The following is a 16,020-nucleotide window of genomic DNA, read 5'->3' on the forward strand; positions in this document are numbered from 1 at the left end:
CATAACCGCCGGTCAGCGGGGCATCGTCCGGAAACCGAACATCTACGCGCGTCCAGGTCGGGCGACGCCCTCGCGACACTCCGTGCATCACTCGTGAACCGGCGTTAACTCACCGTGAACAAATGTTGGCTGATTTTCCCGTTCACCAGGACCTCGCAGACCCTGATCGACTTCGTCGCCGGGTCCCGGACGGTGAAGTTGAGGGCGAATGTGCCGTCGAGCCCGACGATCCGGGTGACATAGCCGTCCGAGGTCTGCCTCCCGTCCGCGGTGCGCCCGGTCGCCACGACCGTCGCCACGGGTGCGAAGCCGCGGCCGGTCACCTGGACGACGGTCCCCACCGGTCCTTCGGGCGGGGAGAGTTGGAAGGAGGGTCCGGCCGGGACCGAGCCGTCCCGGACGGTGAAGGCCGCCGTCTCCGTCCTCGGGTTGACGAGGACCTCCCGCACCCGGATCGCCACGGTGTCGGTGGCGTTGACCGTGAACGTCTGCGAGAACGCCCCGTCCAGCCCGACCACCTTGGTCCGCACCGGGTCGGAGGTCTGCGATCCGTTTGCCCGCAGACCCACGATCGAGACGGTGGCCACCTTGGCGAAGCCCTGCCCGAGGACGGTGACCGCGGTTCCCTTCGGGCCCGCCGACGGAGTGAGGACGACGAAGGACGGGGCGACGGTCAGCGGGACGACGGCCTGCGCCGCACCCGCCGTGACCTGGAGCGCGTACACGGCCTTCGGGGTCGAGCCCGCCACGGTGACCGTGCCGGCCAGAGTGCCCTCGGCGGTGATACGGAGGGTGGAGCCGCTGATCCGGGCCGGGTCGCACCCGGTGCCGTCGGCCGCGCACAGTGCGGCGGACGGGGTGGCGCCGGTGGGCCAGTCGCCCCCGCCGAGCGCGAGGGTGCCGCCGGGTTTCACCTTTCCGGCTCCGGCGGTGAGCGTGGCGGCGGTGTCGGTCACGGTGAACGGGCGGGTCAGGACCGTGGCGGGGTCGTTGCCCTCGTCGACCTGGATGGCGGCGACGGCGTCGGAGAGCACGGTGAAGTCGGCGGCGAAGGTGCCGTCGGGCCCGCTCTTCACGTACACGGCGGTGTCGTCGAGCGTGGCGCCGGTCGCGTCGAGGCCGACGGTGTTGATCCACCGGTCCTGGAGGTAGTTGACGCCGCTCACCCGCACGACCGTGCCGACCGGACCGCCGGTGCGCGACAGCGTGACCGCGCGCGGGCCGCTCGGGACGAACGCCCGGACGGTGAGGGACGCGGTCGCCTCCTTCGTGCCGTCGTTGACCTTCACCAGGTACGCCCCGTCCGGCACGGTGGCCGCGTCGGCGAGGACGGCGCTGCCGGTCAGCTGTCCGGAGCCGTTGACGGTGAGCGAGTGCGAGGCGAACGCCCCGGCGTCACAGCCTCCTCCGCCGGGAGCGCACAGGGACGGTACGGGGGTGCCGCCGGCGGTCCACCGGCTGCCGGAGAGCGCGACGGGGGAACTGGGCCGGACCGGGCCGGCGGGCGCGATCAGGGTGGCGGGCTGTCCGGCGCCGCCCTCGACGGTCACGGTACCGATGGAGCCGCTGCCGCTGACGACGTCGCAGGGGGTGCGATAGGTACCGCCCAGGACCTTCGTACGGGTCAGATTGCCCAGCGGGGTGAAGGAGACCGGCCCGCTCGCGGTGGCCGGGACGAGGAAGTCCCCTTCGTACGGCGGGATTTCGATGGGCTGCCCGGACGGGATGTCGAGGTTCACCTCGGGCCCGGTGACGGTGACCGTACCGGTGGCGCCGCCCGACATCGCGAGGTCGATGCTGGGCGTGGTGGGCACGTCGTTCAGGCTCAGCCCGCTGGTGGCGGGCGACGGCCCGAGGGTGACCCTGGCGTGTACCTTGCCGCCCGGTTCGACGACGTCGGGGGTGAGTTCGACGTTCATCTGCTGCGGCCCGGTGGCCTCACCCTGTCCCGCGGGCAGGGTGCAGTGGACGGTCGGGGTGACGGTGCCGGCGTGGGCCGCCGGGGCCAGGGCGACGGCCCCGCCGGTCCAGACGAGGACGGCGCCCGCGGCGAGGGCGACGGCGCGGCGCAAGGACCGTCTTCGGTACGGATACGGATGCGCGGACGGATACGGGGACATGGTCTCTCCTTCGGGCGGGCGGACGACGGGGAAGAGGTGCCGGCGAGGGGCGCGGACCGGGAAGAGCCCGCCCTGTCCATGGCGATACGGATCGGGCGGGCTCTTCGCGAACACCGTTCCTTGTGGCGGTACTTGGAGCCACGCCGGGAGCGGGGCCCTTGGCGGGCCCCGGATCACGGCTCGGAGCGTGGCCCGGCGAGCAGGACTCAGAGCAGGGTGAGGGTGAGCGTGGCGCTGTAGTCCCCGGGCGGTGCGGACCCGGGGACCGTCAGGGTGAGATCCGCGTCGGCGTCGAAGCGTCCGCCGGTGAACGGCCGTGATCCGTCCGGGTTCATCCGGCACAGGCTCGCGGCGGCACTGCCGAGCGAGGTGGGCGCTCCCGCCACCGGCGTACCGAGACTTCCGTTCTGTGCACGGCACTTGGGGGTCCAGCGGACCGCGCCGGCCGGGATCGTGGCCGATTCGGAGCCGCTGACGCCGGTGCCGGTGCTGGTGAAGTCGGTGAGCGTGGCCGTCAGTGACCAGCCGCTGTTGACGCCACGCGCGTCCTCCACCTCGACCCGGTGGAGACGGGCGCGCTGCACACCGCTGCCGGTGCCCAGGACTGTCGTACCGAAGTCGACGGTGTCGCCGTCCTGGACCATGCTCAACGTGCCGGCCCGGACGGAGGCGGTGAGCTTCTGCTCGGCCGTGCCGCCGTCCCCGCCGCCGCCCGTGGTGACGGTGAAGGGTGCCGTCCGTACGGTGGCGGGGTCGTTGCCCTCGTCCGCCTGGATGGCGGCGACGGCGTCGGAGGTGACGGTGAAGTCGGCGGAGAAGGTGCCGTCCGTACCGCTCTTGATGTAGACGGCCGTGTCGTCGAGGACGCCACCCGCCGCGTCGAGACCGATGACGTTGATCCAGCGGTCGGGGTTGTAGTTCCTGCCGCTGACGGTGACGACGCTGCCCACCGGGCCGCTGCCGCGCGACAGGGAGATCTCCCGGTTGCCCGCCGCGACGGCCTTGACGGTCAGAGGGGCGGTGGCCTCCTTCGTACCGTCGTTGACCTTCACCTCGTACGCCCCGTCCGGTACCGCCCCGGCCTCGGCGAGGGTCGCCGTGCCGCTCAGGGTCCCGTAGGAGTCGATACGGAGGGTGTGGGCCGGGAACTTCAGCGGATCGCAGCCACCGCCGCCGGCCGCGCACAGCGAAGGCACCGGGGAGGCATCGGGCGTCCACCCCGAACCACCAAGCCGTACGGCGGTGTTGGGGCGCACGGGTTCGGCGGGAGCGCTCAGGGTGGCGGGCTCGCCGCCGTCGCCCTCGACTGTGACCGTACCGACGGGACCGGAGCCGCCGACCACGTCGCACGGGGTCTCGAAGACCGATCCGAAGAGTTTGGTCTGCGTGAGGGTGCGCAGCGGGGCGAACGAGATCTCGCCCGAGGCGTCCGCCGGGACCAGGAAGTCCCCCTCGTACGGCGGGATCTCGATCGGCTGTCCGGCCGGGATGTCCATGGTGAACTCGGCACCCCGCACGGTGACGGTGCCGGTGGCCCCGCCCGTCATGGCGAGGTCGAGGCTCGGGATGGTGGCCACGTCCTCCAGAGCGATGCCGCTGGTGGCGGGCGACGGCCCAAGAGTGACCTCGGCGTGCACGGTGCCCCCGGGAGCGACGACGGCGGGGGTCAGCTCGACCGTGATCTCCTGGGGTCCGGTGGCCTCCCCCTGCCCTGCGGGCAGCACGCAGTGCACGGTCGGCGTGACCGTACCGGCCGCGCCGACACCGGCTCCGCCTCCCGGCCCCGCCCCGGCGGCACCGGCGGTGGCTCCGACACAGCTCAGCGACAGCACGAAGCAGGCGGCGAGCAGGCCGGACCGGCCCGGCCGGTGAGACCTGCCGGATCTTCGCCGGCGGGTCATTCGCGTCACCCGCGTCACTCGACTCATCAGCACCACATCCCTCCACACCCCATTGATTGCGCACATTGAGGAGGTCGCGTGCAGAGAAGTCAAGAGAGAATTATTTGATCCTTTGGGAAATGCCCGAAAGGCATTTCCCCGAGCGAATTACCCGCTCCCGGCGTCTATTGACTTCTCCGATGGGCGCCGTTTCACTGCACCCGACATGCCGGGCCCGGCACCCAGATCGGCAATCGAAGCAGATCTGTGGAATTCAACCGGAAGGAGTTCCTCCGTCATGTCGAACCCATCACGGGCAACAACCCCGCCGAGACGGCCGGGCCGAAGACACCTGTCCCTGCTGGCGGTCACCGCGGCCTGTTCCGTCGCGGCGACGCTCGCCCTGTCGACCACCTCGGCCGCCGTCACCCCGCTCACCGCGACCGCGACGTACGACTGCGGCAGCTGGGGCAGCGGGTCGGCCACGCTGACGGCCGCCGACGGCACCGCGGGCAAGACGATCAAGATCACTTCCACGGCGATCACCATGCCGCCCGGCACGAGCGCGAACCCGAACAGCATCACCACGACGCTCAAGCTGAAGAAGACCTCGGGCGGCGTCACGAGCGAGGTGCGGTTCTCCGGTAAGACCAACCCGGGCATGAGCGGTGGCAGTCCGATCAGCCTGGGCCCGCTGAAGCTCACGACCGGCACTCTGGCCGCGGGCGACACGACGGACTCCGTGGTGCTGGCCTCTCCCCCGAGCGCCACCAACTGGTCGCTGCAGATCGTCGCCTCGTCCCCGACCTCGGCGACGGTCCCGTGCGTGGCGACGGCGAACCAGTCGGCGGCGTTCGTCTGGTAGCCCCCGGACACGGGACCGGGCCGGGGCAGGAGACGCACTCCTGCCCCGGCCCGGAAGGGGTAACAGGGAACAGCCGTCGGCCCCGGCCCGGAAGGGGTAACAGGGAACAGCCGTCGGCCCCGGCCCGGAAGGCGCGACCGGGAACCCCGGCCTCCGGCCCGGAAGGGCGACCGGCACCCCCGGCCGCCGGACCGTAGGGGGTGGTCCGGCACCCCCGGCCGCCGGACCGTAAGGGGCGGTCCGGCACCCCCTGGCCTCCAGACCGGAAGGGCCGACCGGCACCCCCCGCCGCCGGACCGCCCCGCGTCACATCACCTCACGCCGCCTCATGCCACCTCACGCCACCTCACGTCATGCGGGTGGCCCACTCCTGGACCTTCGTGATCCGCTGCTGGATCTGCCCGGCCGTGGCCTCCGCGCTCGGCGGCCCGCCGCACACCCGGCGCAGCTCGGTGTGGATCACGCCGTGCGGCTTGCCGCTCTGGTGGGTGTAGGCCGACACCATCGTGTTGAGCTGCTTGCGCAGCCCCAGCAGCTGCTTGTGCGTGACGACCGGGCGCGCCTCCGCGGGCTTCTCCAGGAGGTCGGCTTCCTCGGCCGGCTTCTGGCGGCTGTGCGCGATCTGCCGGCTCTGGCGCTTCTGGAGCAGCAGTTGCACCTGGTCGGGTTCGAGCAGCCCCGGAATGCCCAGGTAGTCCTGCTCCTCCGCGCTGCCTGGGTGGGCCTGCATGCCGAATTCGGCACCGTCGTACAGCACCCGGTCGAAGACCGCGTCGGACTCCAGCGCCTCGAAGGGCAGCTGCTCCTCGGTCTCCTCGTCCTCCAGCTTCTCGGCGTCGGCGAGGAGCTTGTCCTCCTCCGAGAACGGGTTCTCCTCGTCGCTGCCCTTCTTGGGCTTGTCGAGGACGTGGTCCCGCTCGACCTCCATCTCGTTGGCGAAGTCGAGGAGCATCGGGATGGTCGGTACGAAGACGGAGGCCGTCTCACCGCGCCTGCGGGAGCGCACGAAGCGTCCGACGGCCTGTGCGAAGAAGAGCGGGGTCGAGATGGTGGTGGCGTACACCCCCACGGCCAGGCGCGGCACGTCGACGCCCTCCGACACCATGCGGACCGCGACCATCCAGCGCGATCCGTCCTCGGTGAACTGGTCGATCTTCTTCGACGCGGCCTTCTCGTCGGAGAGGACCACGGTCGCCTTCTCGCCGGTGACCTTCTTGAGGATCTTGGCGTACTCGCGCGCCGACTCCTGGTCGGTCGCGATGACGAGCCCGCCCGCGTCCGGAATCCCCTTGCGCACTTCGGTGAGCCGCTTGTCGGCCGCGGAGAGGACGTTCGGGATCCAGTCACCGGTGGGCGACAGCGCGGTGCGCCAGGCCTGGCCGATGGCGTCCCTGGTCATCGGCTCGCCGAGCCGTGCGGCGATCTCGTCCCCGGCCTTGGTGCGCCAGCGCATGTTGCCGCTGTAGCTGAGGAAGATGACGGGGCGGACGACGCCGTCGGCGAGGGCGTTCCCGTATCCGTACGTGTAGTCGGCCGACGACCGGCGGATCCCGTCGTTCCCCTCCTCGTACGCGACGAAGGGGATCGGGTTGGTGTCCGACCGGAACGGCGTACCGGTCAGCGCGAGCCGCCGGGTGGCCGGGTCGAACGCCTCCTGGCACGCCTCGCCCCAGGACTTCGAGTCACCGGCGTGGTGGATCTCGTCGAGGATCACGAGGGTCTTGCGCTGCTCGCAGCGGTTGCGGTGCAGCATCGGGCGGACGCCGACACCGGCGTACGTGATGGCGACACCGTGGTAGTCCTTGCTGACGGGACCGGCGCTGTAGTCGGGGTCGAGCCTGATCCCTATCCGGGCGGCGGCTTCCGCCCACTGCTTCTTGAGGTGCTCGGTCGGCGCGACGACCGTGATCTGCTGGACGACATGGTGGTGCAGCAGCCACGAGGCGAGGGTCAGCGCGAAGGTGGTCTTTCCGGCGCCGGGCGTCGCGACGGCGAGGAAGTCGCGCGGCTGCTCCTGGATGTATCTCTCCATGGCGCCCTGCTGCCAGGCTCGCAGCTTGCCGGCGGTGCCCCAGGGGGCACGGCCGGGGAAGGCGGGTGAGAGGTGGTGGGAGGCGGTAGTAGTCACGGTCTCCGGTTCGGGGCTCTCGGGTACGTGGGGCGCTGTCCGTGTGAGCTCGCACGACCTCGTACGAGATACGACAACCGGGCCACCTTACCGGCGGGCCGGCCGGAACCCCGTACGAACGAGCCGTGGTTCGGGCCCGTTGAGACGCTCTTCACAGGAGTGCCTACACGGCGAACCCGGGCAGCTGTTCGGCGATCTTGGGCATGTCCAGGGCGCCCTGGCACACATCCAGCACGAACGTCTCCGCCTCGTCCACATCGAAGCTCGCGTTGAGCGGATGCCCGTTCATGTGCAGAAAGACCCAGGTCGCGTACCAGGCGATGGGCTTGTTGCCGTCCACCAGCGCGTGGTTGCGCGCCAGGGACTCCATCAGAGCCGCGGCCTTCTGCCACACGTCCGGATACGCGTCCTGGCCGAACACACTCGCCTGCGTCCTCGCCAGAGCCGAGTCGAGCAGCCCGTAGTCGCGTACCTCGGCCACTCCCAGTCGCTCCGCGAGGCTCAGCAGCTCGGGCAGCGTCAGGTACCGCATCAGGCGAGCCTCCGGTTGAGCTCCTCGCTCGCCTTCAGGACATGATCCGCAGCCTGATTGAAAAGCCGGGCGTGCTCGTTGACGGCGGTGATCACCGCGTCATGGGCGAACGACTGCATGCTCCGCCCCTCCGCCTCGGCGCGTGCGCGCAGGGCGTCCAGCTCTTCCTCGGTGAACCGCAGATTCAGACCAGCCATGGATAAACGGTACCGCGCGGTACCAGTCGGTGCCGCTACTTAACCCGCACCCGGGCCGCCACCCACGCCCCCACCAGCGCCACCCCCGCCATCGGCAGGAAGACCGCGGCGAACGCCGCCGGGTGCGAACCGGACGCCCCCGACTCCACCGCCCCGTGCGCCGCCCCCACCGCCCCGCCGCCGAGCGCGGCGAAGGCGGCGCCCCCGGCGGCCAGCAGCAGGACGTTCGACAGGCCGTCCGAGATCTGGAGCGCGGCGGAGTTGGACCCCGCCTCCTCGGGGGCCGACAGCTTCAGCAGCAGGACGCTCGTTGATGCGATGACCATGCCCATGCCGAAGCACCCGAAGGCCCACGCGACGGCGACGACCCAGACCGGCACGGCCTCGATCAGCACGGAGGGCGCGACGGCGATCGACGCGGCGACCAGCACCATGCCGGTCACCATGAGCCGCTCCCGGTGCACCTCCAGGCGCGGCCGGGACTGCACGTACGAACCGAGCGCCCAGGTCGCACCGCCGACGGCGAGGGAGAGCCCGGCCATCGTCGGGGTCAGCCCGCGCTGGGTCACCAGCATCAGCGGTACGAAGGACTCGGCGGCGATGAACGAACCGGCGGAGATCCCGCGCAGCAGCACCACCGAAGGCAGCCCGCGCGCCGCCCGCACCGTGCCGTGCGGGAGCAGCCCGCGCACGGCCGGAACCAGCAGCGCGACCCCCGCGGCGGCGGGCAGCAGGGCGAACCAGTTCAGCTCCTGCCCCGCGTACTGGAGCAGCCCCGCACCCACCGAGATGCCGAGCGCGAGCCGGATGCGGCGGCGGTCGTACGGCGGGGCGGGCGCGTCCGGGTCCGCGGGGCCGGAGGCCATCCGGCGGATCGCCGGGAGCGCCAGGGCGAGCGGGAAGACGATGAGCACGGGGATACCGACGAAGACCCAGCGCCAGCCGAGGTGCTCGGTCACCGTTCCGGAGGCGAGCGGTCCGACGACGGAGGGGATCACCCAGCTCGCCGCGAAGGCGGCCATGATGGAGGGCCGGATCCGCTCCGGGTAGGCCCGCCCGATCACCACGTACAGGGCGACGATCACCAGTCCGCCGCCGAGCCCCTGGACGGCCCGTCCCGCGACGAACATCCACATGCCGCTCGCGGCGCCGGAGAGCAGCAGCCCGACCGCGAAGGCGCTGATCCCGGTGGCGAGCGGCCCGAGCGGCCCGCGCCGGTCGGCCCACTGCCCGGAGAGCACCATGGCGAACAGGCTGGTGGTGAAGTACGCGGAGAACGCGAACGCGTACAGCGGAATGCCGTTCAGCTCCCGCGCGGCGACCGGCATCGCGGTACCGACGGCGGTCGCCTCGAACGCGATCAGCAGCACGACGGAGACGATGCCGATGCTGAGCGCCCGGTAGGTCCGCCCGAGGACCCCTTCTCCGGCATCGCCCGGGTCGCCGACGGCAACGTCGGATATCCGTTCCGGCATCGGGTCCGGGACGGGGTGCTGCACAGGGGGCGCGACGTCGACGTCACGGGGTTCGGGGGCGGTCATGGCCCAAGCGTAAGGGGCGACAAAAGGTTTGAACCCTGTCGATGTACCGCTCCGGACTCATCCCTTGGTCGTAGGCCCGGCGGCTCCGGTCATGAACGGCGTATGGCAGTCGTATTGCGGCGCGCCCCAACCCCTTGAGTGCCGCCCCCGTCCGCTCTACGGTCGACAGCAGCAACGGGGAAACATCCCGACGCGCGAAGCACCACAGCCCGACCGTGTGCCCGAGAGGCTCAGGGGCTCGACTGCAACTCGAGTTACACCGGTTCGAATCCGGTCACGGTCTCCAGTTCCGCTGTACGCGATCCACGAGAAGAGGCCGCCCCGACCGGGGCGGCCTCTTCTGCGTGCGGGGCACGGCGGGCCCCTCCAACGGGCCGCAGCTCACCGGGGGCGGGCTGCGGCCTGCGGAGCGGACCTGCTACGGCCTGCGGAGCGGACCTGCTACGGCAGGGGCTGGAGGTCCGGCTTCTCCGGCAGACCGCCGTTGTCCTCGCATCCGAGCTTCTTGGCCACGGCGAGCGACGCGGCATGGGCGAGAGTCAGGTTGGCGGCCAGATCCTCCGGGGCGGTCCCCCGGTCCTTCGCGTTCCCGAAGCCCCCCTTGATGCGCGCGGGCCGTTCCTTCGAACCCTCCAGCTGCGGGCTGACGCATTCGAAGTTGATACGGGCCCCGACAGCCCCTGCCGTGGCCTCCTTGCCCATGGAGTACATGCGGGCGCCCCCGCGAAGATCCGTGTCCCCCACATCCTGCGGCGCGTAGATCGAGAAATTGATCTTCACGTCGTCGCGCCGGCCGGCGCCTTCCGCACCCAGGACACAGAGGTCGTACCCCGTCGCCCAGCTGCGGCCCGACGCGTATCCCTTCTTGAGCGCCTCAACCACCCGGTCCATGCGTTTCTCGCCGGTCCGGTCGAAGGACGTGGCGCCGGTGACGGTTTCGACGGTCTTCTCCAACGGACCGGCGAACACACCCCCGCACACTTCCCCGGCGCCCACGTACGGCGACTCCTTCTTCTCCTCGGAACCGCACGCCACCGCGCCCGCCCCGACGGTCAGCACCAGCCCGATCACGGACAGCGCCCTCACTACTCGCACCGGTCCCACGCCCTTCGTCGCCGATCCTTCCGCCCGAGGGCTGTCCCGCGCTCCGTGGCGGAACAGCCCTCGTCTCCACGCACCCGCCGCGTCAGCCGGTCTCGGGGTCGTTGCCCTGCTGGTTCTCGCGGTCGTTACCGGTCCCGTAACCGATCCGCATCGCTTCCTTGAGGTCCTGGCCCAGATCGCTGTTGATGTCGATGTTGTGCTGGGCCATGAACTTCTCCATGGGTGCTTCGGCCATCGATTCACCGGCGGAGTAGACCTTGGTCTTCTCCTCCCTGGTGAGCTCCTCGACCTTTTCCTTGTTCTTGTCCACGGAGTTGTCGGAGATATCGCCGACGACCTGGCCGATGAGCTGTTCCGCGGCCCCGCTCGCCGTGTCCGTCGCCAGCGGGATGAGGACGGCCGCCGTCCCCACCGCAGCGGTGACCGGCAGGAACGCGACACCGGCGGCGACCGCCGCACCGGCCCCGAACTCGACCCAGCCGGCCCGCTTGGCCACGGCCTTCTCGTAGTCCTCGTGGGTCTTGAGGTTCGTCGCCTCGACCTGGTCGGCCCGCGACTGGTCGAGCATGCCCTGCACCTCGGCGCCGACGTGCACGGTCGACCGGGCCGCGCCCTCCTTGATGTTCCCGCCCTGGTACTGCGCCTCCAGGACACTGGTGGTGTAGATCTGCTCGGCCTTGGAGACGGTGGCGTACGCGTCGGGGTGCTGCCCCAGAGCGCTGAGGAAGCCGCGCGCGGCGTCCCGGCCGCCGTCCTGGCCGGCGAGGTCGGAGAAGTCGAGGTGCCCCTCGGGGTTCTTGGTCGGCGCGAACACGCTGTCCGGGTTGTTCTTCTCCAGGGACCAGTTGATGTCGTCGATGTAGCCCGCGCCCATGTTCCCGAGGCTGTCGGCCATCGACTCCTGCTGCTTGAGCAGACCCGCGTCCGACCCGTACTTCTCCATCACCTGGCGCATGACGTCGGCGTTGTCCGCGTCCCGCGCGACGGTGGCGTCCGGGCTGTCGTACGGATACCCGAGGGTCGCCGACTCCAGGGCGTGCCCCAGGGCGTCCGGCATGTAGTTGAGCGACCTCTTGAGCTCTTCGGGGTCGAGCGAGTCGACGTCCCCGTAGGACTCCCACTTCTCGTTCCCGAAGAAGTCGAGGTAGTTGTCGATCGCCTCGCCGTCCTTCTTCCCGAGGTCGGCCGTCGCGCCCTTGTTGACGGTGCCGTCCTCGTTGTACGCGGTCGGCGGATCGGTGAAGAAGTGCTTCGAGGCCTCCGGGCTGTGCCCGAGGGCCTCCAGCATGGCGACGGACGGGTCGTAGCCGGAACCGTTCACCCCGGACGGGTTGAACGGGTTCTTGAAGGGGCTGTTCACCTGCTTGTTCTCGGCGAACATGTACGGGTCCTTCTGGTGCAGCTGCGCCACGTGCTCGGCGATCGGGTTGAGGAACTTCGCGTCGTAGTTCCCGTACCGCATGATGCCGCCGAGCAGCTGGTAGCCGAACGGCCCGTTGCTGTCGTACTTGGCCAGCGGGATGCGCTCGGTGCCGAGCTTGCGCAGCTCCGGCCCCCACTCGGCCGTGAACTTGGGGTCCTGCGAGGCGGTGGCCAGGTTGAGGCCCAGGTTCTTCTGGAGGTCCTGGACGTCCTTCAGGCGCTCCTTGTCGACCTTGCCGTAGTCGTACGTGTCGGTCGAGAGCTGCCCGAAGAACGCGAGGGCCTTCTCCGGGCCGAGCTTCTCGTAGAAGTTCTTCGAGAACTCCGGCGACTTGCTGTTGTCGTGCAGGAGTTCATTGAGCGCCGCGAGCTCGGTGTGATTGATGTCGCGGCCCTTGGAGGCCAGGTCGGCGGCGCGGGCCGCTTCCTCCTGGTCGAGGTTCTGGTACTTCGGGGCCTTGAAGACCTGGCCCTCGGTGACGTTGGCCTCAAGGGCGTTCTTGAAAGCCACATCGGTGTCGTTGCAGTTGTCGACGATCAGGTCGATCTTCTTCTGCCACGCCTCGATGGACGCCCGCTGCTTGCTCAGCAGCTGCGGATAATCCGGGTCGTGCCGGGCCGTGTTGTCGTCCTCCAGCGGATGCCGGGCCGTCACCTTGCCCTGGGCATCGACGTGGATGCCCGCGTCACGCCCCTCGACGTCCCGGATGTTCACCAGGTCGTCCTTGGCCTTCTTGATGGCCGTGTGGGCGTCCTCCAGGATCATCTTGACACCCTTGGCCTCGGCGGCGGCGTCCTTGAACTCCTGGGCGGTATTGGCGATGAACGCCTTGGTGATACCGGCGTTCTCGCCCTCCCACTCGGCCTTGTCCGCCTTGGTCTTCATCCCGTCATTGGCATCCGTGGCCAGCTTGTCCAGCTTGGTGACCATCTCCGTCCAGTCGGTCACAGCCGTCTGGAGCTTGCCGATCGGCGCATCGACAATGTCCGCGTACTTCAGCACGTCAATTCCCCCGGGGATTACTTCAGATACTCAGTGAGCTTGGAGACCGAGATCAGATCCCCGGCGATCTGGACATCATCCTTCTGGAGCGACGACGTCGTGTAATTGAGGTGATTCGAAATCTGCGCACACGCGTCGAGCAACGTCTTCAGATGCGTGTTCCACCGGTCATGGACCTTCAGAAGCCCCGACCCGCTCTCGAAGTTCCCGTTGGTGAGCGCGATGGCCGCGTCGAACGTCGAAGGACGGGCATGATCACCATCCTTCGACACCCGGGTCCGCAGACCGTAGGCCTCGTGCCCGATAGCACCCAGGTTGTCCTTGTTCACCGCAAGATCCGCGGTGACCGGCCCACCGGGCCCACCCGGCTCCGCCGGCACACCGTTCAGCCGCATATCGACCCGCTGCGTCGATTCGGCACGAAGCGTCGCCCATTCTGAGTCGAACGTCACGTAATCCCCCGTACTCAATCCCAGATGCCACCGAAGCTTGCCGCTCCGCTACCAATGACACCCACGCTAGCGGCTCGGTTTCAGCCAAGTCACGTCGGGACGAGATCACTTTCCGCCCCCAAACGCATAAAGCCAGGCAGACAGTTCCATTTCCGATGGCCACGCCACGGCGCGCCGCCTTCCCCCGAAACGAACCGTTCCACCACCCCGCCCACCCGGCCGGAGCGGCCCACGACGGAGCACCACCCTGTCGGCCGCCACCCAGGCAGGCCCCGCCCTCGCGGACGCCGGATCATGGGATCACGGGATCAGCGGCACAGAGTTCACCGAAGTAACTCACGCCGGAGAGCGTCCGCTTCGCGACGAAACGGTGGTCGCCCCAAGAGAGTCGATACCCTTCACACACATTTCACAGAGTTCTTCGCGCGGCAACCAACTGCGCCCCGACGCATGGCATGCCTTCCGCTCCGGCTCGCCACCCTGCTGATTCTCTCGATCATTGCGGGTCGCGCCGGTCACGGCCTCTCAGGCACAGCCCTGGGCCTGGACCGCGGCCGGAACGAAATCGTCGGCGAATCTCGACAGAGCCAGACCGCGTTCCGCAGAGTCCTCCGGCGACTGGTTACTGCCTGCCAATTCCGCCAGAACGGCGTACTTCCAGGCAGAGTCCTCATAACGGCACGGTTTCACGGCAACTGCCAAGCTGTCCCTGATCAACGCGCCGCGTTCCAGTGCGCTGGGCGAGGGCCTGGAGTCGCCTCCCAGGCGCATGCTCCAGTCGGCCGACTTGAAGAAATCGGCGTCGGCCGCCAAAAGATCCCCCTTCACACTCAGCGAGAAGTCAGAGTCGACCGCAAGCGTGCAAGAGAACCGTTCGGACCCGACATCAAACTGTCGCTCCGTGATCTCCTTGCCATCCGGCAGCAACGGGGCCAGGGTGTCCGCATTGATTTCGATCCCACAGACACGATCAGGTACGGCGTACCTGCGGCCACCGTCGTCGCCGCACGAGGCCAGGACCAGAGTGGCCGTGCATAGACCGGCTGCCACCGCGTACTGGGTAGAAGGTCGTGCGCTCCGGCGCGTTCGAGTGTTCAGTGATCCCCCGAGAATCCACGGGCCTGGCGTTTCCGTCGAACACCGCCGGATCGATGTCCGCCGGACCGATGTCAGTTGTCAGGGTGTAGGCGTTCTGCGATCGGGGCGCTTTCGGACAACGCCGCGATGCTGCGCCCTCGGCCTGGGAGATGGGCGAATTCCTGGACAAGGTGCTGATCGGTCGCCTCACCCAGGACTGGAAGCCGGACTCGCAGGGCTATATCGGCCATGCGGAGGGCAAGCACGAAGACAGCAGCCCTCGCACCGGCAGGAAGCCGTCGCGGTCACCGGTGACCGCGACGGACTCAGGAACGCGGGCCCTGTGCAGGCGGGCCGCCGTACGGGGGCTGCCCTTCCGGCGCTCCCGAGGGCGGGCCGTAGCCCGGGTAGGTCAGCTGACTCTGCTGGTACGGCGGCACGGCGGAAGTGGCCGCACTACGGCGGCGCGACCGGACGACCGCGACGGCCACGGCGCCACCAATGAGAGCGGCCGCCCCGACACCGAGTCCGACCCAGAGCGCCGTGTTGCCCCCCTCGTCGTCGGTGGCGGGGGCAGCGGCGGCCGGGGTCTCGTTCGCCTCGGAGCCGCCCTTGGCCGGCGACGGCTCGGCAGAGGGCTTGGCGGACTCGGCTGCGGCAAGGTCGGGAAGCGGGTACTCATCGGCGGGACCCGGGTCGCCCGGGGTCTTCAGGGCGATGCGGGGACGGACGATGCCATAGCCGATGGCATCGGTGCGCTCATCACCACTGACTGGCCCACCGGCCGTGTTGAGCATGACGCGCAGGACCTGGTTATTGGTCCAGTCGGGGTGCTTGGACCAAATCAGGGCGGCGGAGGCGGAGGCAAGGGCGGTCGCATCGCTGGTACCGCTCGTCTCACACATACCCGTCCCTCCTCCACAGGCATGAATCATGTCTTCGCCGGGAGCTGAAAGATCTACCTGCGGTCCGTACTGAGACACCTTCGTCTTGGTGAGGTCGCGCCCAATGGCACCGACACCCACGACGCCGGGCGTTGCCGCCGGATACATGAGAGCGTTCCCGCTTTCAGCATCATTTCCAACACCGGCGAAAATCAAGGACCCCTTGCCCAAGGCATACTTCACAGAATCCGTAAGCTGCTCTGAGCCCTGAGCGACGGCAAGGGAAATGTTGATGACCTTTGCGCCGGAGTCAGCCGCGTAGCGAATAGCGTCAGGCGCAGATTCGTTAAAATCCTTCCACGCCTCTGCCTGGTTATTCGCCTTATCAGACGCAGTCAGCCTGATCGGAAGGATTTTCGCGCCAGGGGCCAGGCCGAAGGCCCCGACGCCTCCCCCCCTCTCACCCGTCCCAGCAATCAGACCTGCCATGCCCGTGCCATGACCGTCTGTGTCGGTGTGCTCGTCCCCTGGCGTATCCGCTGCCAGATCCTTTCCCTTCAGCACACGCCCCCTCAGGTCGGGGTTCGAGTCGTCAACCCCACTGTCAATTACGGCAACCGTGACGCCTTCCCCTGTACTTGCTTTCCACATCTCTTCGGCCTTCATTGCATCGAGATGCCACTGCTTTGACCGCATGGAATCCGCGTGGGCCGATGCGGCTGTCCCTGCCAATAGCAGGCCCACTGCAGCTGTGATTACCACGCGGGCGCGCGCCGTGTGCTTGTTGCCGATGGACATGTACTTCCTCGTCAGTG

The 16,020-nt window shown here is 69.1% G+C and carries 12 protein-coding genes and 1 tRNA gene; 2 read left to right on the forward strand and 11 right to left on the reverse strand.

Going from position 1 to position 16,020, the window contains the following annotated elements; translation table 11 throughout:
- Nucleotides 1-104: 104 nt before the first annotated feature.
- Nucleotides 105-2,120 carry a hypothetical protein gene (locus OG251_RS14355; RefSeq protein WP_326677547.1) on the reverse strand — a complete coding sequence of 672 codons (2,016 nt, stop codon included), beginning with the start codon at nucleotides 2,118-2,120 and terminating at the stop codon, nucleotides 105-107.
- A 206-nt stretch (nucleotides 2,121-2,326) separates the two neighbouring features.
- Nucleotides 2,327-4,030, reverse strand: a complete 1,704-nt coding sequence (locus OG251_RS14360) for a hypothetical protein (protein WP_326677548.1) — start codon at nucleotides 4,028-4,030, stop codon at nucleotides 2,327-2,329.
- A 268-nt stretch (nucleotides 4,031-4,298) separates the two neighbouring features.
- Between OG251_RS14360 and OG251_RS14365 the strand changes: the two genes are divergently transcribed.
- Nucleotides 4,299-4,865 carry a hypothetical protein gene (locus OG251_RS14365; RefSeq protein ID WP_326677549.1) on the forward strand — a complete coding sequence of 189 codons (567 nt, stop codon included), beginning with the start codon at nucleotides 4,299-4,301 and terminating at the stop codon, nucleotides 4,863-4,865.
- Nucleotides 4,866-5,211: 346 nt separating this feature from the next.
- On the opposite strand, the gene OG251_RS14370 is transcribed toward OG251_RS14365, so the two are convergent.
- From OG251_RS14370 to OG251_RS14385, 4 genes are all read right to left on the reverse strand, one after another.
- Entirely contained in the window at nucleotides 5,212-6,993 is a 1,782-nt protein-coding gene (locus tag OG251_RS14370) for a DEAD/DEAH box helicase (protein ID WP_326677550.1), read from the reverse strand.
- A gap of 163 nt (nucleotides 6,994-7,156) precedes the next feature.
- Nucleotides 7,157-7,525, reverse strand: coding sequence for a type II toxin-antitoxin system death-on-curing family toxin (locus OG251_RS14375; RefSeq protein WP_326677551.1), 369 nt, complete (start codon nucleotides 7,523-7,525; stop codon nucleotides 7,157-7,159).
- Entirely contained in the window at nucleotides 7,525-7,722 is a 198-nt protein-coding gene (locus OG251_RS14380) for an Arc family DNA-binding protein (protein WP_326677552.1), read from the reverse strand. Before OG251_RS14380 ends, OG251_RS14375 begins: the two co-directional genes overlap by 1 nt.
- Before the next feature lie 35 nt (nucleotides 7,723-7,757).
- A complete protein-coding gene (locus tag OG251_RS14385) occupies nucleotides 7,758-9,263 on the reverse strand; it encodes an MFS transporter (RefSeq protein ID WP_326677553.1) in 1,506 nt (501 codons plus the stop codon).
- Between the two features lie 211 nt (nucleotides 9,264-9,474).
- Between OG251_RS14385 and OG251_RS14390 the strand changes: the two genes are divergently transcribed.
- Nucleotides 9,475-9,549 (forward strand) — tRNA-Cys (locus OG251_RS14390).
- A gap of 155 nt (nucleotides 9,550-9,704) precedes the next feature.
- Here the strand turns inward: OG251_RS14390 and OG251_RS14395 are convergent.
- From OG251_RS14395 to mycP, 5 genes are all read right to left on the reverse strand, one after another.
- Complete coding sequence (locus OG251_RS14395; protein ID WP_326677554.1) at nucleotides 9,705-10,358, reverse strand: hypothetical protein; 654 nt, start codon at nucleotides 10,356-10,358, stop codon at nucleotides 9,705-9,707.
- Nucleotides 10,359-10,449: 91 nt separating this feature from the next.
- Nucleotides 10,450-12,792, reverse strand: a complete 2,343-nt coding sequence (locus OG251_RS14400) for a hypothetical protein (protein WP_326677555.1) — start codon at nucleotides 12,790-12,792, stop codon at nucleotides 10,450-10,452.
- Between the two features lie 17 nt (nucleotides 12,793-12,809).
- Nucleotides 12,810-13,244: a hypothetical protein gene (locus OG251_RS14405; protein ID WP_326677556.1), complete on the reverse strand. Its 435-nt coding sequence runs from the start codon at nucleotides 13,242-13,244 to the stop codon at nucleotides 12,810-12,812.
- 525 nt (nucleotides 13,245-13,769) lie between these two features.
- Nucleotides 13,770-14,294 carry a hypothetical protein gene (locus OG251_RS14410; protein ID WP_326677557.1) on the reverse strand — a complete coding sequence of 175 codons (525 nt, stop codon included), beginning with the start codon at nucleotides 14,292-14,294 and terminating at the stop codon, nucleotides 13,770-13,772.
- Nucleotides 14,295-14,647: 353 nt separating this feature from the next.
- On the reverse strand, nucleotides 14,648-16,003 hold the full coding sequence (gene mycP / locus OG251_RS14415; RefSeq protein WP_326677558.1) for a type VII secretion-associated serine protease mycosin: 1,356 nt from the start codon (nucleotides 16,001-16,003) through the stop codon (nucleotides 14,648-14,650).
- Between the last annotated feature and the right edge of the window lie 17 nt (nucleotides 16,004-16,020).

The organism is Streptomyces sp. NBC_01237 (assembly GCF_035917275.1).
GTDB lineage: Bacteria > Actinomycetota > Actinomycetes > Streptomycetales > Streptomycetaceae > Streptomyces.